Source organism: Streptomyces sp. NPDC047085 (genome assembly GCF_040643735.1).
GTDB lineage: Bacteria > Actinomycetota > Actinomycetes > Streptomycetales > Streptomycetaceae > Streptomyces.
In genome coordinates this window covers 315861-334396 of record NZ_JBEYUW010000004.1, presented here as the reverse complement: position 1 = coordinate 334396, position 18536 = coordinate 315861, and the positions used below count along the sequence as shown (strand labels likewise).

Annotated in this window: 16 protein-coding genes and 1 pseudogene; 11 read left to right on the top strand and 6 right to left on the bottom strand. The window is 73.3% G+C overall.

The window, feature by feature from the left end:
* Nucleotides 1-1113, top strand: a complete 1113-nt coding sequence (locus ABZ865_RS17030) for a HAMP domain-containing sensor histidine kinase (RefSeq protein WP_361230557.1) — start codon at nucleotides 1-3, stop codon at nucleotides 1111-1113.
* Nucleotides 1114-1136: 23 nt separating this feature from the next.
* On the opposite strand, the gene ABZ865_RS17025 is transcribed toward ABZ865_RS17030, so the two are convergent.
* Both ABZ865_RS17025 and ABZ865_RS17020 read right to left on the bottom strand, forming a co-directional pair.
* Nucleotides 1137-2624, bottom strand: coding sequence for an FG-GAP-like repeat-containing protein (locus ABZ865_RS17025; protein WP_361230554.1), 1488 nt, complete (start codon nucleotides 2622-2624; stop codon nucleotides 1137-1139).
* A gap of 216 nt (nucleotides 2625-2840) precedes the next feature.
* Complete coding sequence (locus tag ABZ865_RS17020) at nucleotides 2841-3830, bottom strand: NAD-dependent epimerase/dehydratase family protein (protein WP_361230551.1); 990 nt, start codon at nucleotides 3828-3830, stop codon at nucleotides 2841-2843.
* 194 nt (nucleotides 3831-4024) lie between these two features.
* Between ABZ865_RS17020 and ABZ865_RS17015 the strand changes: the two genes are divergently transcribed.
* Nucleotides 4025-4912: an NmrA/HSCARG family protein gene (locus tag ABZ865_RS17015; RefSeq protein WP_361230548.1), complete on the top strand. Its 888-nt coding sequence runs from the start codon at nucleotides 4025-4027 to the stop codon at nucleotides 4910-4912.
* Here the strand turns inward: ABZ865_RS17015 and ABZ865_RS17010 are convergent.
* Nucleotides 4887-5399 carry a hypothetical protein gene (locus ABZ865_RS17010; RefSeq protein ID WP_361230546.1) on the bottom strand — a complete coding sequence of 171 codons (513 nt, stop codon included), beginning with the start codon at nucleotides 5397-5399 and terminating at the stop codon, nucleotides 4887-4889. The genes ABZ865_RS17015 and ABZ865_RS17010 overlap by 26 nt on opposite strands.
* A gap of 466 nt (nucleotides 5400-5865) precedes the next feature.
* Here ABZ865_RS17010 and ABZ865_RS17005 point away from each other — a divergent pair, with 466 nt between their 5' ends.
* The 5 genes from ABZ865_RS17005 (at nucleotide 5866) to ABZ865_RS16985 (ending at nucleotide 11665) form a co-directional block, all read left to right on the top strand.
* Nucleotides 5866-7011, top strand: a complete 1146-nt coding sequence (locus ABZ865_RS17005) for an MFS transporter (protein WP_361231195.1) — start codon at nucleotides 5866-5868, stop codon at nucleotides 7009-7011.
* A 128-nt stretch (nucleotides 7012-7139) separates the two neighbouring features.
* A complete protein-coding gene (locus tag ABZ865_RS17000; RefSeq protein WP_361230543.1) occupies nucleotides 7140-7880 on the top strand; it encodes a DedA family protein in 741 nt (246 codons plus the stop codon).
* A 325-nt stretch (nucleotides 7881-8205) separates the two neighbouring features.
* Entirely contained in the window at nucleotides 8206-9267 is a 1062-nt protein-coding gene (locus ABZ865_RS16995; RefSeq protein WP_361230540.1) for a sphingomyelin phosphodiesterase, read from the top strand.
* A 123-nt stretch (nucleotides 9268-9390) separates the two neighbouring features.
* Entirely contained in the window at nucleotides 9391-10335 is a 945-nt protein-coding gene (sigJ, locus tag ABZ865_RS16990; protein WP_361230537.1) for an RNA polymerase sigma factor SigJ, read from the top strand.
* 136 nt (nucleotides 10336-10471) lie between these two features.
* Entirely contained in the window at nucleotides 10472-11665 is a 1194-nt protein-coding gene (locus ABZ865_RS16985) for an FAD-dependent oxidoreductase (RefSeq protein WP_361230534.1), read from the top strand.
* Nucleotides 11666-11769: 104 nt separating this feature from the next.
* Here ABZ865_RS16985 and ABZ865_RS16980 read toward each other — a convergent pair.
* From ABZ865_RS16980 to ABZ865_RS16970, 3 genes and pseudogenes are all read right to left on the bottom strand, one after another.
* Nucleotides 11770-11874: pseudogene (locus ABZ865_RS16980) on the bottom strand (Ohr subfamily peroxiredoxin); the annotation flags it as partial.
* 61 nt (nucleotides 11875-11935) lie between these two features.
* Nucleotides 11936-12778: a hypothetical protein gene (locus ABZ865_RS16975; protein WP_361230531.1), complete on the bottom strand. Its 843-nt coding sequence runs from the start codon at nucleotides 12776-12778 to the stop codon at nucleotides 11936-11938.
* A gap of 87 nt (nucleotides 12779-12865) precedes the next feature.
* A complete protein-coding gene (locus ABZ865_RS16970) occupies nucleotides 12866-13498 on the bottom strand; it encodes an RNA polymerase sigma factor (protein WP_361230528.1) in 633 nt (210 codons plus the stop codon).
* A 404-nt stretch (nucleotides 13499-13902) separates the two neighbouring features.
* On the opposite strand from ABZ865_RS16970, the gene ABZ865_RS16965 reads away from it, so the two are divergent.
* From ABZ865_RS16965 to ABZ865_RS16950, 4 genes are all read left to right on the top strand, one after another.
* On the top strand, nucleotides 13903-14397 hold the full coding sequence (locus ABZ865_RS16965) for a DUF1877 family protein (RefSeq protein ID WP_361230526.1): 495 nt from the start codon (nucleotides 13903-13905) through the stop codon (nucleotides 14395-14397).
* A gap of 126 nt (nucleotides 14398-14523) precedes the next feature.
* Entirely contained in the window at nucleotides 14524-15288 is a 765-nt protein-coding gene (locus tag ABZ865_RS16960) for a hypothetical protein (RefSeq protein WP_361230523.1), read from the top strand.
* A gap of 20 nt (nucleotides 15289-15308) precedes the next feature.
* The gene (locus tag ABZ865_RS16955; RefSeq protein WP_361230520.1) at nucleotides 15309-17495 is read left to right on the top strand and encodes a bifunctional polysaccharide deacetylase/glycosyltransferase family 2 protein; all 2187 of its coding nucleotides are present in this window, start codon (nucleotides 15309-15311) and stop codon (nucleotides 17493-17495) included.
* 179 nt (nucleotides 17496-17674) lie between these two features.
* Nucleotides 17675-18514 carry an SDR family oxidoreductase gene (locus ABZ865_RS16950; RefSeq protein WP_361230517.1) on the top strand — a complete coding sequence of 280 codons (840 nt, stop codon included), beginning with the start codon at nucleotides 17675-17677 and terminating at the stop codon, nucleotides 18512-18514.
* Nucleotides 18515-18536 lie beyond the last annotated feature (22 nt).

Below are 18536 nucleotides of genomic sequence, written 5' to 3'. Positions count from 1 at the left end.
ATGCGCGACACCCTGCTCATCGCCCTCTACGCCTTCCTCGGCGCCGCCGCCACCGGCCTCGCCGGAGCGGGCGTGCTGCGCCTGATCCGCCGCCGCTCGCTGACCAGCTCCCTGGCCGTGGTGGCCGCCGTCGGCGTGGTCGCCATGCTCGCCGGGACCATGGCGGTGGCCCAGGCGATGTTCCTGTCCTCCCACGACCTGCGGGTCGTCACCACGGTCGTCGCCATGGCGGCCGTGGTCTCGCTGCTCACCGCGCTGCTCCTCGGCCGCTGGGTCGTCGCCCGCAGCCGCGAACTCGCCGACGCGGCCCGTCACTTCGGCGACGGCGGCGCCTTCGCCGCGCCCGCCGCCCCGGCCACCGCCGAACTCGACGCCCTCAGCAGGGAGTTGGCGGCCACCAGTGCCAAGCTGGCCGCCTCCCGAGAACGGGAGCGCGCCCTGGAGACGTCCCGGCGCGAACTCGTCGCCTGGATCTCCCACGACCTGCGCACCCCGCTCGCCGGGCTGCGCGCGATGTCGGAGGCGCTGGAGGACGGGGTGGCCGCCGACCCCGACCGCTATCTCAAGCAGATCCGCACCGAGGTGGAACGCCTCAACGACATGGTCGGCGACCTCTTCGAGCTCTCCCGCATCCACGCCGGAACCCTGCCGCTGAGCCCCGCCCGCATCTCCCTCTACGACCTGGTCGGGGACGCCCTCGCCGGGGTCGGCCCGCTCGCCCGCGAGCACGGCGTACGGCTGATCGGGGACGGGGTGCAGCCGCTGCCGGTCGAGGTCGACGGCAAGGAGATGAGCCGGGTCCTGGCCAACCTGCTGGTCAACGCCATCCGCCGCACCCCCGCCGACGGCACGGTCGCCGTCGCCGCCGAGCGGGCGGCCGACGGCGTGGTCCTCTCCGTCACCGACGGCTGCGGCGGCATCCCCGAGGAGGACCTGCCCCGCGTCTTCGACACCGGCTGGCGCGGCACGGACGCCCGGACCCCGCCGGCCGGGGCGGGGCTCGGGCTGGCGATCGTACGAGGGATCGTGGAGGCCCATCAGGGCCGGACGACCGTACGCAACATCCCGGGCGGCTGCCGCTTCGAGGTCACCCTGCCCCCGGCGAAGGCGTAGGCGCCCGGGGGTGCCCGTCGGCGCTAGCCGGCCAGGTCGGCGCCGAACGCGGTGTACTTGCCGGCCGGCAGGCCCACCTTCGTCGGGCCGAAGGTCGTCGACGCCGTCGTCGAGTAGAGCGTGGACGAGGCACCCGGCAGGAACCAGGCCGCGCCCTCGGGGTCGTTCTCCTGGTCGGCGATCGCCGTGAGATCGGCGTGTCCGTCGTGGTTCACGTCGGACGCGAGGAGCGTCTTGCCGAAGCTGTCGCCCGCCTCCGTGCCGCCCGGCACGCCGGGGCTGTCCTGCGTGAGGAACACGGCGCCGGTCGTGGTGAGGCCCGAGGCCGAGCCCCGGAACAGGGTGATCGCTCCCGCCGAGGCGCGGTAGTCGCTGTCGTCCCCGAAGGTCTCGCCCGGCGCGCCGACCGCGAGGTCCCCGTAGCCGTTCTTGTCGAAGTCGCCGATCGCCAGCGCCTCGCCGAAGCGGTCGCCGTACTCCGAGGAGTCCGGGACGCCCGCGCTGCTCTGCGTGTACGAGACCCTGCGGGTGGCGCTCGGGCCGGACGAGGTGCCGTAGATGATGTGGATCTTGCCGCCGGTGGAGGCGGACGGGTCGTCGGCCGGGTCCTCGGGGTTGCCGAGGACGATGTCGCCGAAGCCGTCCTTGTTCAGGTCGCCGATCGCGGCCGTCCCGGCGGTGCGCAGGCTCGCCGCCTTGCTGATGCCGTCGGGGGTGCCCTTGTAGTAGACGGCCGTGGCGAGGTGGTCGCCGTTCGGCTTCTGACCGGTGACGACCAGGTCGGCCTTGGTGTCGCCGCTGACCCGGCCGGCGGTGAGCACGGGCCTGTCGATGCCCGGGGAGTACGACGACACGCGGCCCGTCGAGCCCGACTTCGCGAACGGGCCCCGGATCAGCCGGATCCGCCAGCTGCTGGGGTTCTCGGTGTCGCTCTGCGCGGAGATCGCCAGGTCCGGCTTGCCGTCGCCGGTGAAGTCCGCCGCCGCGATGCTCAGCCCGAAGTAACTGCCGTACAGGGTCTGCGGGTTCTTCACGGTCGTACCGCCGGACAGGCCGGACTTCGAACCCCAGACGATGACGACCGTGCCCGCGTCCGCGGCGCTGCCCGCCTTCTCGCGCTGGGCGCCGACGACGAGGTCGCTGTAGCCGTCGCGGTTGAGGTCGGCGGTGGCGATCCGGTCGCCGAACTGGTCGTTCTTCTCGGCGGTGTCCGGGATGCCGGCGGTGTTCTGGTTGATCAACTGGTGCTTGGCGGGGTTCAGCCCGGTCGCCGTGCCGTAGACGACGGCGACCTGGCCGGCCCAGGACTGGCCGCTCACGGTGGCGGCGGGGGCCGCGATGGCCACGTCCCGGTAGCCGTCGCCGTTGAAGTCGCCCTGGAGGCCGGAAGGTGCGGCCGAGGCGGGCGTGGACAGGGCCACCGGGGTCAGGCCCGCGACGAGCAGGGCGGCGAGCGCGGTGCCGCCGCGCAGGGGGTGCTTCAGGGTCAGCGGAAAGGTGCGCTTGCGCAAGGTGTCTCCCACGGTCGGGGCGGATCCCGGGCGCCCGGTGGCGCGATGAGGAGACCGTCGGAGGAAGGCAAGGGTTGCACGGGAGTTGGGTGAACTCTTGGGGTTGCGGGGGCCGTTGATGAGGGGCCGCTGATTCATCTGCTGCCGACCGGCCGGCGACCCGGACCGCCCGTCCACAGGTTGTGGACGTCGACGTGACGCACCCCGGCCGGCCGCTCACCGGGCCCGCGCGAACTCCCGCATGCCTTCGGCGAAGCCGATCTCCGGTTTCCAGCCCAGTTCCGCGCGCAGGCGGGAGGAGTCCGCGGTGATGTGGCGGACGTCGCCCAGCCGGTACTCGCCGGTGATCACCGGCTCGGGGCCGCCGTGCGCGGCGGCGAGGGCGTGGGCCAGGTCGGCGACGGTGTGCGGGTCGCCGCTGCCGGTGTTGTAGGCGGTGAGGGTGCCCGGGCGCGGCTCGGCCTCCAGCGCGGTGACGTTGGCGGCGGCCACGTCCCGGACGTGCACGAAGTCCCGGCGCTGGCGGCCGTCCTCGAAGACACGCGGGGGCTCGCCGCGTTCGAGGGCCGAGCGGAAGAAGGAGGCGACACCCGCGTACGGGGTGTTCCGGGGCATCCGGGGGCCGTACACGTTGTGGTAGCGCAGGGAGACCGCCGTGCCGTTCGCGGCGCGGGCCCAGGCGGCGGAGAGGTGTTCCTGGGCGAGCTTGGTGGCGGCGTACACGTTGCGCGGATCGGTCGGGGCGTCCTCGGTGACCAGGCCGGGGGCCAGCTCCGCGCCGCAGCGCGGGCACGTCGGGTCGAAGCGGCCCGCCGCCAGGTCGGCCTCGGCGCGCGGGCCGGGGCGTACGACGCCGTGCGCGGGGCACTCGTAGCGCCCCTCGCCGTACACCACCATCGACCCGGCCAGCACCAGCCGCGGTACGCCCGCCTCGGCCATCGCGGAGAGCAGGACGGCGGTGCCGAGGTCGTTGCGGGAGACGTACTCGGCCGCGTCCGCGACGCCGTCGCCCAGGCCCACCAGGGCCGCCTGGTGGCATACGGCGTCCATGCCGGACAGGGCGCGGGCGACGGCCTCCGGGTCGCGGACGTCGGCCCGGGGGTCGTCCCGGACGTCGTACACCACCGCTTCGTGGCCGCGCGCCCGCAGCGCGTCGACGACATGGGACCCGATGAAGCCGGCACCGCCGGTGACCAGTACACGCATACCGCCACGCTAGGTCCGGGACGGGCCCGGGGCAGGGCGCGACGGGCGGTGCGTCACCGGTCCGTAAGGAGCGGGGGCGGATTCCTCCCCGGTGGGAATTCGCTGCGCGACGCAGCTTTCCCCGCTAAGCTGCTGTGCAACGCATCAACTGCGTCACGCAGCTATATGAGACTTTCGCTTTCCTGGAGGAATCCATGCTCACCATCGCCGTCACCGGAGCCACCGGAGCGCAGGGCGGGGCCACCGCCCGTGCCCTGCTCGCCGCCGGTCACCGGGTACGTGCCCTCACGCGGCGCCCCGGCTCACCGGCCGCCCACGCCCTGCGCGGCCTCGGGGCGGAGGTGTGCCGAGCCGATCTCGACGACCGCGCGTCCCTCGAAGCCGCCCTGGCCGGCGCGGACTCCCTGTTCGCGGTGACCACGCCGTTCGGCACCAGCACCGAGGCAGAGACCCGGCAGGGCATGACCCTGGTCGACTCGGCGGTGGCCGCCCGGATCGGGCACGTCGTGTTCACCTCCGCCGCGCACGCGGACCGCGACACCGGCATCCCGCACTACGAGAGCAAGCGCCTCGTCGAACGGCACCTGCGCGCGGCCGGCCTGCCCTGGACGGTGATCGCCCCGGCCGCGTTCATGGACAACTACGCGACCGGCTGGACGCTGGACGGGCTGCGCGAGGGCACGTTCGGCTGGCCGATGCCCGCCGCCCTGCCGCTCACGCTCATCCCCGCCGTCGACATCGGCGCCTTCGCCGCGCTGGCGCTCCAGCGCCGCGAGGCGTTCGCCGGGCAGCGCATCGACATCGCCTCCGACGAGCGCACCCCCGGGGAGATGGCGGAGATCCTCACGACGGCCCTCGGCCGCCCGGTCGCCCACCAGGAGGTGCCGCTCGCCCAGGTGCGGGCCTGGTCCACCGACCTGGCCGCCATGTTCGCCTACTTCACCACCCACGGCCTCGCCGTCGACGTCGCCGGCCTGCGCCGCGACCACCCCGAGGTCGGCTGGCACACCTTCGCCGACTGGGCCGCGGGCCAGGACTGGGACACGCTCCTGGGTGTCAGCAGCCGGTGCCCTGCGGGGTGAACTCCAGGCGGGCGTGGTCGTCGGCGCCGAGGGCCTCGGTGTAGGCCGGCTGGGCGACCCGGTACCAGACGTCGTCCTGGGAGGCGTGCCCGCCGACGTCGTCCAGCCGTACGCACCAGCGTTCCCGGCGGAGCACCTTCGTGTACGTCTCGGTCCCCTGGCGCACCTTCTTGCAGGTCCGGTACTGCTCGGTGGTGTACCAGACACGGGTGGTGCGCCGCTTGCCCGATCCGGTGCGCGAGGTGTGCCTGACCCGGCGGGACGCGGTCGTGCACTTCGACACCAGGTGGGGCCGGGTGGCCTTGGTGGTCCGGGCGGAGACGTGGCGGACGGTGTCCCGCAGCCCGAAGACGGTGTCCGGGGCCGGCGAGTTCTGCGCGGCATCCCCGCCGGCCGACCCCGCACCGGTCGCGGACCACTCGCCGCCGACGTCGTCGCCGCCCCCGCCGGAGCAGGCGCCGAGTCCGGCTATCAGTACCGCAGTCACCGCGGCCACTATCGCTCGCTTGCCGAACATCGCTTCCCTCCGGTCACCGGACGCGCAGCGTAATCGATGCCGATCACGTCCCCGCACGCGGTCGGGCGTAACGCGGCAGCACCCTCACCGCGTATAAGAGGTGACGTCCGACCATGAAGGGACACAAGGTGAGGGAAGCACCCGCGGACTACCTGGAGTTCGCAGTCGCCCGCAGCGGGCCGCTGTTCCGGACCGCTGCTTAACATCGCGCTCGACAAGCGGTTCCTCACGGGGAAGAACGCCTGACGGACTGTCGACCGTCGCCTGTCCTGCCTCGGCGTCCATCGGGACGTTCTCGAACAGATGTGACGGCTGCTACATTCCGCGCCGTGACGAGCGGTGAGCACCCCGGAGGGCGAGCAGTGAGCATCCCGGAGGGTGGGCAGTGAGCACGGGGGCGACCGCCCAGGGCGCTCCGGCCGCTCCCGCCCGGCAGATGTGGCCGTTGTACGCGGCCGGGTTCACCACCGCCTTCGGCGCGCACGGCATCGCCGCCAACCTCGGCGGGCATGCCACGGGCGCGGTCACCTCGCTGCTGGTGCTGGGCGGGCTGCTCGCCCTGTACGACGGCGCGGAGGTGCTCCTCAAGCCGCTCTTCGGCGCCCTCGCGGACCGTGTCGGCGCCCGCCCGGTGCTCCTCGGCGGGCTCGTCGCCTTCGCCGTGGCCTCGGGGCTGTACGTCGTAGCGGACAGCCCCGGCTGGCTGTGGGCCGCCCGCTTCGGTCAGGGCGCGGCCGCCTCCGCCTTCTCCCCGTCGGCGTCCGCGCTGGTGGCCCGGCTCAACCCGGCCGCCAAACACGGACGCGCGTACGGCAATTACGGCTTCTACAAGTCCATCGGCTACACCCTCGGCCCGCTGCTGGGCGGGGTGCTGGTGTGGGCCGGCGGCCTGCGGCTGCTGTTCGTCGTGCTCGCGGTGCTCGGCGCGGCGGTCGCCGTCTGGGCCGCGCTCGCCGTGCCCGTCGTACCGCCGCTGTCCAGGTCCCGGCAGACGGTGCTGGATCTGGCCCGCCGCCTGGCGGACCCGGCCTTCCTCGCCCCGACCGCCGCGCTGGCGGCGGCTACGGCGGCCCTGTCGGTCGGGGTGGGCTTCCTGCCGGTCTCGGGCCGGGCCGCAGGGCTGAGCCCGGTCGCCACCGGTGCCGCGGTGTCGGTGCTCGCCGCCTGCGCGGCCGTCGTACAGCCGAGGGCGGGGCGCGCCCTGGACGACGGGCGCCTCACCACCCGCGGCGGCATCGCGGCCGGTCTGCTGCTCGCCGCCGCGGGCCTGGGCTGCGCCATGCTGCCGGGGCTGACCGGTGTGCTCACAGGAGCCGCCCTGATCGGCGCCGGCACCGGACTGATCACCCCGCTGGGCTTCGCCGCCCTGGCCGCGAGCACTCCGGCCGAACGCCTGGGGCAGACCATGGGCGCCGCCGAACTCGGCCGCGAACTCGGCGACGCGGGCGGCCCGCTGCTGGTCGCCGTGGTCGCCTCCCTGACCACCCTCACGCACGGCTACGCCGTCCTCGCCCTCCTCCTCGCCCTGCCCCCGGCCCTCACCTTCGCCCGCCGCCGGTTCACGACGGGCGGCCGACCCTGACCTGACCGCTGTTCCCGAGGGGCGCGTGCCTCCTCGCATGCCTCCCGGAGGCGCATCGCACTCACGGGTCCGCCGCCGCGCCGCCCGCCCCGTGGTCCCGTAACCTCGGCTTCAGAGGCGATGCCGCGATGACCGCAACTCCCCCCTTGCCCGGCGTGTTCGCCGACCTCGCCCCGCTCCTCGACCACTGGGGCTACGCGGCGGTCGGCGGACTGCTCTTCCTGGAGGACTTCGGCGTGCCGGTCCCCGGGGAGACGGTGCTGATCGCGGCCTCCGTGTACGCGGGAGCGGGGCAGCTGAACGTCGTCGCGGTCGCCGTGATCGCCTTCGTGGCCGCCGTCTGCGGCGACAACCTCGGCTACGCCATCGGCCGTTACGGCGGCCGCCGCCTCGTGACGCGGTGCGGCCGTTACGTACTGCTCACCCCGGCGCGGGTCGCCAAGGCCGAGGCGTTCTTCACCCGCCAGGGCGGCAAGGTCGTCACCGTCGCCCGCTTCGTCGAGGGGCTGCGCCAGGCCAACGGCATCATCGCCGGGCTGAGCAGGATGCCCTGGCCGCGGTTCCTCGCCTTCAACGTGCTGGGCGCCGCGCTGTGGGTGGGCACCTGGGTCACCCTCGGCGACCTCGCCGGAGACCACATCGGCACCCTGTACCCGGTCGTGCAGCGGTACGAGCTGTACGTGCTCGCCGCGCTGGGCGTGGCCGTCGCCGCCCTGGTCGTACGCCACCTGCTCCACCGCCGCACCGAACGGGCAGCCCTGCCCGAGTCCCCGCCCGAGTCCTCGTCCGCGCCCCTGCCTGGGTCCCCGTCCCCGCCCTCTCCTGCAGCCTCTCCCGCCGCCGACGACCGGGACACCCGGGCCCCCTGATCCACGTCCCCAGCGACCTCGCCGCCGGCACCCTGCTCGGTGACCTCATCGGGGACTACGAACTGGCGATCAGCGCCCACTGACGGGCGAGGAGACCGCGCCCCAACGCTCTGGCGCTCTGTGCACAGGCGGCGGTCGGTCAAGTGCGTCGGCCCGGCTGGATTCGCTCCGGCCGGGCCGAACTTGTCCATACACCTTTTCTCCACAGACCGATCGTTCGGCGTTCTTGCGGCCGTACGGAAGCGCGCCTAGTGTCCGCCTGTCATGAACGCGCCCAGCCCGTCAGGCACGGGCCGGGAGGGCCCCACTTCCACCAGGAGAGCGCATGGTCTCGCGTCGTACCGCCGCCACCCTCACCTCCGCCACGGCGGCACTGCTCCTCGGCGTCGCCACCCACCCGGCACCCGCCGCGACCGCGGCCCCCGCGGTCCCCGCCGCGAGCGCGGCCTCCGCCGCCGACCTCTCGGTGTTCGCCTGGAACGTCGATCTCGGCACCCCGATCGTCGACAGCACCCAGAACGAGAGGGCCGCCCAGCGCACCCCGGTCATCGAGTCGATCGTCCGCAAGCACAGCGCGGACGTGGTGGTGCTGGACGAGGACTTCAACAACACCTCGACCGCCGACATCGTCAGCAAGCTCGCCGACCTCTACCCGTACCACACGCCCGTGGTCGGCCAGAGCTGCTCCGGCGGCGGCTGGACGGGCATCAGCGGTGACTGTTCCAACTCCTGGTTCGTCATCAACGGCGGCACGATGATCCTGTCCAAGTACCCGATCACCGCCCAGTACGCCCACATCTTCAGCAACTCCACCTACGGCACCTGGGACTACCACGCCAACAAGGGCGCGGCGCTGGCGCAGATCGACAAGGGCGGGGTGAAGACCTGGGTCGTCGGCACCCACCTGCAGGCCGACGAGTCCGGCACCTCCACCGACACCACGCAGTCCACCCGGCTCGCCCAGCTCCGGGAGATCCGTGGCTGGGTGGACGGCATCGCCGGTTCGAGCGGGCCGGTGCTGATCGGCGGCGACATGAACGTGGAGTACTACGGCGGCCAGTCGCGCGGCGACTACGCCAACGCCCAGGCCGCGGCGGGCGGCGTCCTCGGCACCCCCGCCACCGAACCCGGCCAGACCCTGCGGACCATGGACTGCGCGGTCGCCGCCTGGTGCCAGTACATGTCCGGCGTCGAGTCCTTCCCGAAGGACTACCGCGACGACCTCGACTACATCGGCTACCTGAACGCCCCGGGCCGTCCGGCCCCGGCCGCGGTCTCCCCGGTCAAGGTCGACTTCGACCCCCAGCCCGGCTGGACCCCCGGCCAGACCGACACCAACGCCCCCAGCGACCACTACCCGGTCGAGGCGACCTTCCAACTCGGCTGACCCGGGCCGACCCCGGCGGGGCACGGCCCCGGCATACGGTCGCTGAGACGGCCGCTGAGACGGACTCAGAGGCACCGGGACGCGCCGGCCCGCGTGCGCCGCGAGGCCACTAGGATCCCGCTCATGGCCCTGACCATGAACGACGTGGACCGGTTCGAGGCCTCCAGGCCCCGCCTGGAGGCCATCGCCTACCGCCTGCTCGGCTCCGCGACCGAGGCCGAGGACGCCGTGCAGGAGACGTTCCTGCGCTGGCAGGCCGCCGACGTCGACCGCGTCGAGGTCCCCGAGGCCTGGCTGACGAAGGTGCTCACCAACCTGTGCCTCAACCAGCTCACCTCGGCCCGCGCCCGCCGCGAGACGTACGTGGGCCAGTGGCTCCCCGAGCCGCTGCTCGCCGGGGACCCGATGCTGGGCCCCGCCGACACCGCCGAACAGCGCGAATCGGTGTCGTACGCGGTCCTCGTCCTGCTGGAGCGCCTCTCCCCGAACGAGCGGGCGGTGTACGTGCTGCGGGAGGCCTTCGCCTACGCGCACCGGGAGATCGCCGAGATCCTCGACATCACCGAGGCCGCCAGCCAGCAGATCTTCCACCGCGCCAAGAAGCACGTCGCGGACGGCACGGCCCGCACCGAGATCGACGAGGCCGCCGCCCGGCGGATCGTCGACGAGTTCCTCGCGGCCGCCACCAGCGGCCGGACCGAGCCGCTCGTCCGGCTGCTCACCCAGGACGCGATCGCCATCGGCGACGGCGGCGGGAAGATCCCGGCCCGCGCCAAGGCGTTCGAAGGCGCCCTCGCGGTCGCGAAGTTCATGCGGGGCCTGTTCAAGCCCAGCAAGGCCAAGCAGGCCTACGTCGGCGGCTCGCCCGAGATCTACGCCACGACCGCCAACGGCGGCCCCGCCGTGATTGCGGTCGTGGACGGCCGGGTCGTCGGCGTCATCTGCCTGGAGGTCACCGCCGACGGCATCGCCGCGTTCCGCAACCAGGTCAACCCCGACAAGCTCGAACGAGCGACCAGGCATTGGGCGGCCACCGATCACGGCGACCCCCTGCTCCAGGTCTTCTGACCGCCTGCCTTCCGCCCCCTCCTTCCCACTCCTCCCGACCGGTGACGAACTGTGACGTGCTTCACACCGCGCTGCTGTCAGGAATCGGTGGGCCGCCCGGTTCAAGGTGCGACCCGCTCGAGACAGGAGCATGGAAATGCAGCACCGGATCATCGTCCTCGGAGCCGGATACACCGGAGCCATCGCGGCCGGCCGCCTCGCCAGGCGGCTGCACCGTGACGACGTCGCCATCACCCTCGTCAACGCCGAGCCCGACTTCGTCGAGCGCGTCCGCATGCACCAGCTCGCGGTCGGCCAGGACCTCAAGCCCCGGCCCTTCAGCGAGATGTTCGCGGGCACCGGCGTCGAACTGAGGCTCGCGGAGGTCACCGGCGTGGACGCCGACCGCAAGACCGTCACCGTCACCGACGCGGACGGCACCGAGGAGCTGGCGTACGACACCCTCGTCTACGCCCTCGGCAGCGGCTGGAACGACCAGGGCGTCCCCGGCACCGCCGAACACGCCCACGAGATCGCCAGTCGTCCCGGAGCGCTCCGGCTGCGCGAGCGACTCGCCGGCCTGGCGGCCGGACAGCCCGTGGTCGTGGTCGGCGGCGGCCTCACCGGCGTGGAGGCCGCGACCGAGATCGCCGAGGCCCGCCCGGACCTCGACGTCGCCCTCGCCGCCCGCGGCGGCCTCGGCGACTGGCTCTCGCCCAAGGGCCGCCGGCATCTGCGCAAGGTCTTCGACAAGCTCGGCATCACCGTCCACGAACACGCGGCCGTGACGGGCGTGGACGCCGAACGCGTCACCACCGCCGAAGGCGGGACGATTCCCGCCGCGGTCACCGTGTGGACCACCGGCTTCGCCGTCCACCCGATCGCGAAGGCCACCACCCTGGAGGCCACCGACACCGGCCGGATCGTGGTCGACCGGACCATGCGCTCGGTCTCGCACCCGGACGTGTACGCCATCGGCGACGCGGCCATGGTGACGGGCCCGAACGACAAGCCGCTGCGCATGTCCTGCGCCTCGGGCGTGCCCACCGCCTGGCAGGCCGCCGACGCCGTCGCCGCCCGCCTGACCGGCGGCAAGCTCCCCAGCGTCCCGCTCCGCTACTTCAACCAGTGCGTCTCGCTCGGCCGCAAGGAAGGCCTGATCCAGTACGTCACCGCCGACGACCGCGCCGTCCGGGCGGCCCTGACCGGACGTCTCGCCGCCGTCTACAAGGAACTGGTCTGCAAGGGCGCGGCCTGGGGCGTCGCCAACCCCATCCTCCTGCCGACCCGCCCCCGCCGCGTCGTGAGCAGGTCGGTTCACGCGGGCTCGGCGGCCAGGGCGTCGGCCTGACTCCCGCGGGCGGAACGGGCGCTCTCAAGGCGAGGGCGCCCGCCGTCGGCAGGGATCAGTGAGACCGACGAGTCGATCTCCGCGTCGTCCGCCGTGAGCGCGCCCTGCCGGCCGACCAGGGCGAGCGTCGTACCGAAGCAGGCGGCGTACCCGATCGCGAAGTGCTGCTCGGGGTTCGCGCCCTCGCCGTCCCCGCCCAGCTCCTTGGGCTGCCGCTGAGGGGCCTGTTCGCACCCCCGTTCGTCGACGGTTCGGGTCACGGGGCGGGGGCTACGGGTGCTTCCCGCCGTCCTGCCCGCCCTGCCCGCCGCTGGTCCGGTCGTTCCCGGCTGTGCTGCCCGTGCCGCCGTGGTTGTCGCCGGACGCGCCGGTGCGGGACGTGCCGGTGCCGGAGCCGCCGGTGTTCCCCGCTGTGCCGTTTCCGGCGTCCGCGGCGCCCTGGCCGGGTTTGCCCGTGCCGTTCGGCCCGGTCGGCGTGGCCGTCGCCCGCGCCAGCTGCTCGGAGCAGTACGCGGCGACCTTGTCCGTTCCGCCGGCGGCCGCGACGAGCCGCTGCCAGGCCGTCGCGTCGAGTGCCTTGCCGTGCTTCTCGACCTGCTCGTAGGCGCGGCAGTGGGCCTCGGTGTCCTGGGCGGAGGAGGGTCGGTCCGTCGGTGCGGGGCCGCCGGAGGACGCCGACGAGGCCGTGGCGCCCGGCTGCTCCGGGGCGACCGCCGAGGGGTGTCCGGCGCCCCGGCCGGTGCCGGCATCTTCACTGGACGAACCCCCGGAACCGATGGCCGCGACCGCGACACCACCCAGGGTGAGGCTGGCGAACACCACGCCGAACGTCAGCCGCGCCCGGTGTCGGACCCGCCGTTCCTCGGGCAGCCGCCAGTCGTCCCGGCGCCGGGTACGCGGCCGGCGCGCGCCCACGCCGTGGCCCGCGGACCGGAAGGCGGCCAGAGCCCGCTGTTCGGCCTCGGGGTCGAGATGGTCCGCGCACAGGACGGCGGCCAGCGCCGTCTCCAGCACGGCGGAGTCCTGTGCGTCCCACGGGTCGGACCCGGTGTCGCCAGGGTGCGCATGCCGGTGACGGACTGGCACCCCGTCGCCGCTCAGCCGTTCACCCATGTCCGTTTCCGTTCCTGTCCGACCGTCTTGTTCTGTTCGAGGTGCCGTGCCTGGCGCCTTCCTGCCGTCCACTGGTGCCCTCGTCGTTCAATTCGACTGCCCCAGCGTTCGGGAAGCCTCATCCGTCACACCCCCGTCCGCCTGACCGCCGACGCCCAGCTGGCGGGCGAGGCGTTTCAGGCCCCGGTGGGCGGCCGTGCGGACCGCTCCCGGGCGCTTGCCGAGGACGCGTGCGGCGGCGGGACCGTCCAGGCCCACGACGACCCGCAGGAGCACGGCCTCGGCCTGGTCCCGGGGCAGCTCGCGGACCAGTGCCAGCGCCTGCTCGGTGGAGAGGGACTCCAGGGCCTGGTCATGGGTGTCGTGCGGTCCGGGCAGGTGCAGCAGGTCCTGTTCGGTCCCGCCGGCCTGGGGCCGTACGCGCCGGCGGCGCAGATGGTCCAGAGCCCGGTGCCGGGCGATGGTCGCGGTCCAGCCGCGGAACCCGGCGCCGTCCCCCCGGAAACGACCGAGGTCGCGGGCTATCTCCAGCCAGGCGTCTGACGCCACGTCCTCCGCGTCGTCGCCGACCAGGCCGTGCAGATAGCCGAGCAGACCCGGCTGCACGATCCGGTAGGCCACCGCGAAGGCGGCCTCGTCGCCCTCCTGGGCCCGCGCGACCGCAGCGCCCAGTTCCCCGTCGTACGCCTGTGCACGCCGGGGTTGCCGTACCTGGCCCAAGACTGTCCTCGTTCGCACCGGGGTTCACAGTGAGTTCGTGTCGTCCGCCGCGCTCCGGTCGCGTCGACGGCCCCATGGGGGACAGCGTCCGCGCGCACGGAAGTGTCACAACGCCTCAGTGGCGTCCTCGTCGCCGAAGGCGCGCCACCCGGGCGGGGTGACGTCTCGCGCCGGTCGTGCGCTGGCCGAGTGTCGGATCGGTACCGCGTGGGCGCGAGCGAGCGCCCACCGGACACCGGTACCGCCGGAACCCCCTCCGTGCCGCCGCCCACTCCCCCCGTGAGCGGCACGGAGCGGGGACGGGGCGGGGACGGGGCGGGACGGTGCGCCAGGAGCCCACCCCTGCGAGCAGCAGCCCGTTACCGCCGCGTGATGCTTCGGTGCCGCCGTGCGCTCCTCCTGGCATGAGTGCGTACCTCCGTATGCGCGCGGTGCCTGCCCCGGCGCTGCGCAACAGCGCGACCTGGCTGGAACGACAGTTCGAGGACGGTATGGAGGCTGCCCCGCGCCGGGGCCGCCGGCGCCGTGAGGAGGTGCTGGACGAGCGCTGTCTGGACCAGGAGCGCATCTACCTCGGCGCCCTCCCGGACGGTGCCGAGGACCGGCCCCAGGCCCAGGTCGTGCTCGGTGGCCGGCCGGTGTTCCGCCCCGACCGGCACAGGCCGCGTCTCCTGGTGCTGACGGCCGCCCAGGCCCGCCGGGTGGCCGGGTTCCTGGCCAAGGCCGACTTCGACGCGTTGTGGTTCTTCGCCCGCGACGAAGTGCTGCCGCGCTACGGCGGCGTGACCGCGGAGCCCGAGGCGTGGGGTGCGTTCGCCGCGGTGCACCAGGAGCTGAGGGCGTTCTACGCGCGGACGGCCGCGTGCGGCGACGCGGTGGTGAAGCGGCTGCCGGCCTGAGCCCATTTCATCCCATGCCTCCCATTTCGTCCGTCCCGTGAGGCCCAGGTGTAACACTTCCGGCCGAGTTCGCTCTTTCCATGCGGGTGACCGTGTCGGTCGGCCGGGACAAAGGGGACACGACTCGTGCAGTGGACGGACGAAACACGTCACGGAGCCGCGTACGGCGAGGATCCGTACGGCGGTGTCGGGTACACGTACGCCTACGGCCACGAGTACGGCCACGCGCACGGCTACGCCTACGGCCACGAGTACGGCCATGCCGCCAGCCATGGGTACGGCGGCGGCGCCGGCCATGGGTACGGCGAAGGCGTCGGCAGTGGGTACGGCGGAGGCACCATCACCGACACGGCCCCGCCGCCCTGGGGCTCCGCACACGGTGACGTCCTCACCGCGCAACTCCCGGTGATCGACACACCCGGTGGCTTCGTGCCGGACCCGGACGCACCCGAGGGCGAGTCCGTGCGGCCCGTCTTCGTCGATTCCTCGGGGCGACGCCAGCGTCACGTGCTCCGCGCCGCCCGGCTGCTGGTGATCCCCGCCGCGGGCTATGTCGGCGTGCTGATCAGCGCGCTGCTGGGCGGCCCCAGCATCAGCTCCCCGTTCGTCCCGCAGGCGGGCTCCACGCATCCGGCCACGCCCCGGGCGACCGCACCCGACTCCCCGTCCGGCACCGGGCACTCGGCAAGGAGCGCGACCTCCACCGCGCCGCACAAGAGCTCCGGAACCGCCGCAGGGAACACCTCCAGCAGTCCCACCGGCCGGTCGACGACCGACTCCACCGCTCCCGCCCCCACGGCCACGTCCCAGCCCACGGCCGCGCCCACCACGACCGCCGCCCCCGGCTCCAGGGGCCGTGCCGTCGGCTCGTCCCACAAGCCCGTGAAGTGATCTGATCCAAGGCCCCTGACGTGACCGATCGCCGACGCCGCAAAGCCGCTCCCGGCCGCCGCGGCCGTACCCGCCAGATCACCCCCCGCACCCACTGGCTTCTGCTGAGCGTGCTCACGGTGACCCTGGCGACCGCCCTCCTGCTGCAGGGCTACACCCACCACATGTTCGGCATCACCTCGGACGACGTGACCGGGGCCCGGGGCCGGAGCGACACGGTGCCCGGCCGGGTGGCGCACGGCGGCCCGGTGATCGCGAACGCGGCCACCTCCCCGCACACCGCCCACGTCAAGGCCCGCACCGTCGCCCTCACCTTCGACGACGGTCCCGACCCCGTCTGGACGCCGCGCGTCCTCGACGTGCTGCGCCGCAACCATGTGCACGCGACCTTCTTCGTCGTGGGGACCGAGGTCGTGGACCACCCCGAGCTGGTTCGCCGGATCGTGGCCGAGGGACACCAGATCGGCATCCACACCTTCACCCACCCCGACCTGGCCCGCCTCGCCCCCTGGCAGCGGTCCCTGGAGCTGCGCGAGACACAGCTGGCGGTGGCCGGTGCCACGGGCGTCACCACCGCGCTGCTGAGGCCGCCGTACTCCTCGGAGAACGACGCCCTGGACGACGCCGACTGGTCCGTCCTGAAGCAGGCGGACACGGCGGGCTATGTCACGGTGCTCTCCACCCAGGACGCCGAGGACTGGCAGCGGCCCGGGGCGGACCGCATCCTCGCGAACGCGACACCGCACGGTCACGCCGGGCAGATCGTGCTGATGCACGACGGCGGCGGTGACCGGTCCCAGACCGTGTCCGCGCTCGGCGCCCTGATCCCGCGGCTGAAGGCACGGGGCTTCCGGTTCGCGACGATCGGCGCCGCGGTCGGCATGGCCGGACCCGTCCAGCGCGCCGGTTTCGGCGACCACCTCCAGGGCCTGGCCCTCATCAATGTGCTGCGGGCCGGCGACTGGGTCGTGCGGCTGCTGGGCGTGCTGATGTACGCGGCCGGGGTGATCAGCGTGCTGCGCGCGGCGGTCGTGCTGGTCGCGGCCCGCCGGCACCGGCGGCTGCGGTCGAAGCGCCGGGGCGGGTCCTGGGGGCCGCCGGTGACCGAGCCGGTCAGTGTCATCGTCCCCGCGTACAACGAGAGCGCCGGGATCGAGGCGGCGGTGCGCTCCCTGCTCGCCTCGGACCACCCGGTGGAGATCATCGTGGTGGACGACGGTTCCACCGACGGCACCGCCGACCTCGTGGAGGCGCTGCGCCTGCCCTGGGTGCGGGTGATCCGGCAGCGGAACGCGGGCAAGCCCGCCGCGCTCAACACGGGACTCGCCGCGGCCACGTGTGAGCTGGTGGTCATGGTCGACGGCGACACCGTCTTCGAACCCGACACCGTCCGCACGATCGTGCAGCCCTTCGCGGACCCCCGCGTGGGCGCCGTCTCGGGCAACGCCAAGGTCGTCAACCGCGGTGGCCTGCTGGGCCGTTGGCAGCACATCGAGTACGTGGTCGGCTTCAACCTCGACCGCCGCCTGTTCGACCTCGCCGAATGCATGCCGACCGTGCCCGGAGCGGTCGGCGCGTTCCGCCGCGGGGCGCTGCTGGACCTCGGCGGCGTCAGCGACGTCACCCTCGCCGAGGACACCGACCTCACCATGGCGCTGTGCCGCGCCGGCTGGCGTGTCGTCTACGAGGAGGACGCGGTCGCCTGGACCGAGGCGCCCGCGTCGCTGGGCGCTCTGTGGCGGCAGCGGTACCGCTGGTGCTACGGCACCCTGCAGGCGATGTGGAAGCACCGCGGCGCACTGGCGCAGCGCGGTCCCGCCGGCAAACTGGGCCGCCGCGGCCTGGTCTACCTCCTCCTCTTCCAGGTGCTGCTGCCCCTGCTCGCCCCCGTCGTGGACGTCTTCGCCCTGTACGGGCTGCTCTTCCTCGACCCGGTCCGGATCGTCGGGCTGTGGCTGGCGTTCCTGCTGCTGCAATTCCTGATGGGTCTGTACGCGTTCCGTCTGGACGGGGAACGCCCGGGCCCGCTGTGGAGCCTGCCGCTGCAGCAGTTCGTCTACCGGCAGCTGATGTACCTGGTGGTGATCCAGTCCGTGTTCACCGCCGTGTCGGGCTCCCGGCTGCGCTGGCAGCGCATGGAGCGGTACGGCAGCCTCCGGGCCCCGTCCCCCGCCCCCACCCCACGCGAAACCACGCGGTCGTACTGAGCCGTCGGGTCACCCTGCCGTTCTGTCGTTCTGCCGATCGGCGCAATCTGCCCGCGCCCGGCGTGTGACCCGGGTCCCCGGATGGTTCGGTGTCGGCAGAGGCCGATGCCGACCGGACCCGCATGAGGCGGTCAGGGCATGAGGCGGTCAGCCGCAGTCACACGATGAGGAGAACCGGCGTGAGCGTGACTCAGGGAGCCCCTCAGGGCGTCATTCCCGCGCAACTCCTGAAGGGCCAGAAGGCGCTCGTCACCGGCGCGAACTCGGGCATCGGCAAGGCGACGGCCATCGGCCTGGGGCGCGCCGGAGCCGACGTGGTCGTGAACTATGTCGCCGGGCGCGAGGAGGCCGAGCAGGTGGTCGAGGAGATCGCCGGGTTCGGAGTGCGCGCGATGGCGTACGAGGCCGATGTGTCCCAGGAGGACCAGGTCACCGCGATGATCGAACAGATGGTGCGGGAGTTCGGGACCATCGACATCCTCGTGGCCAACGCCGGGCTGCAGCGCGACGCTTCCTGCACCGAGATGACGACGGCTCAGTGGCAGAAGGTGCTGGACGTCAACCTCACCGGCCAGTTCCTGTGCGCGCGGGAAGCGACGAAGGAGTTCTTGCGAAGGGGGATCGTCCCCGAGGTGTCGCGTTCCGCCGGGAAGATCATCTGCATGAGCTCGGTGCACCAGATCATCCCGTGGGCCGGTCACGTCAACTACGCGGCCTCCAAGGGCGGCGTGCAGATGATGATGGCGACGCTCGCCCAGGAACTCGCGCCCCACAGGATCAGGGTCAACGCGATCGCTCCGGGAGCCATCAGGACGCCCATCAACCGCGACGCCTGGGACACGGCCGAAGCCGAGAAGGACCTGCTGCAGTTGATTCCCTACGGCCGTGTCGGCGATCCGGAGGACATCGCCCACGCGGCCGTCGGGCTCGCCTCGGACCTCATGGACTACGTGGTGGGCACCACCCTCTACGTGGATGGCGGCATGACCCTCTTCCCCGGCTTCGCCACGGGCGGCTGAGCCGCTGCGTGACCTACGGCCA

Excerpts from the sequence above, each read along its gene's own strand:
- ABZ865_RS17030 (WP_361230557.1), top strand. The coding sequence starts at position 1 with ATGCGCGACACCCTGCTCATCGCCCTCTACGCCTTCCTCGGCGCCGCC.
- ABZ865_RS17020 (WP_361230551.1), bottom strand. The coding sequence starts at position 3,830 with ATGCGTGTACTGGTCACCGGCGGTGCCGGCTTCATCGGGTCCCATGTC.
- ABZ865_RS17015 (WP_361230548.1), top strand. The coding sequence starts at position 4,025 with ATGCTCACCATCGCCGTCACCGGAGCCACCGGAGCGCAGGGCGGGGCC.
- ABZ865_RS17005 (WP_361231195.1), top strand. The coding sequence starts at position 5,866 with ATGTGGCCGTTGTACGCGGCCGGGTTCACCACCGCCTTCGGCGCGCAC.
- ABZ865_RS17000 (WP_361230543.1), top strand. The coding sequence starts at position 7,140 with ATGACCGCAACTCCCCCCTTGCCCGGCGTGTTCGCCGACCTCGCCCCG.
- ABZ865_RS16995 (WP_361230540.1), top strand. The coding sequence starts at position 8,206 with ATGGTCTCGCGTCGTACCGCCGCCACCCTCACCTCCGCCACGGCGGCA.
- sigJ (WP_361230537.1), top strand. The coding sequence starts at position 9,391 with ATGGCCCTGACCATGAACGACGTGGACCGGTTCGAGGCCTCCAGGCCC.
- ABZ865_RS16985 (WP_361230534.1), top strand. The coding sequence starts at position 10,472 with ATGCAGCACCGGATCATCGTCCTCGGAGCCGGATACACCGGAGCCATC.
- ABZ865_RS16975 (WP_361230531.1), bottom strand. The coding sequence starts at position 12,778 with ATGGGTGAACGGCTGAGCGGCGACGGGGTGCCAGTCCGTCACCGGCAT.
- ABZ865_RS16965 (WP_361230526.1), top strand. The coding sequence starts at position 13,903 with ATGAGTGCGTACCTCCGTATGCGCGCGGTGCCTGCCCCGGCGCTGCGC.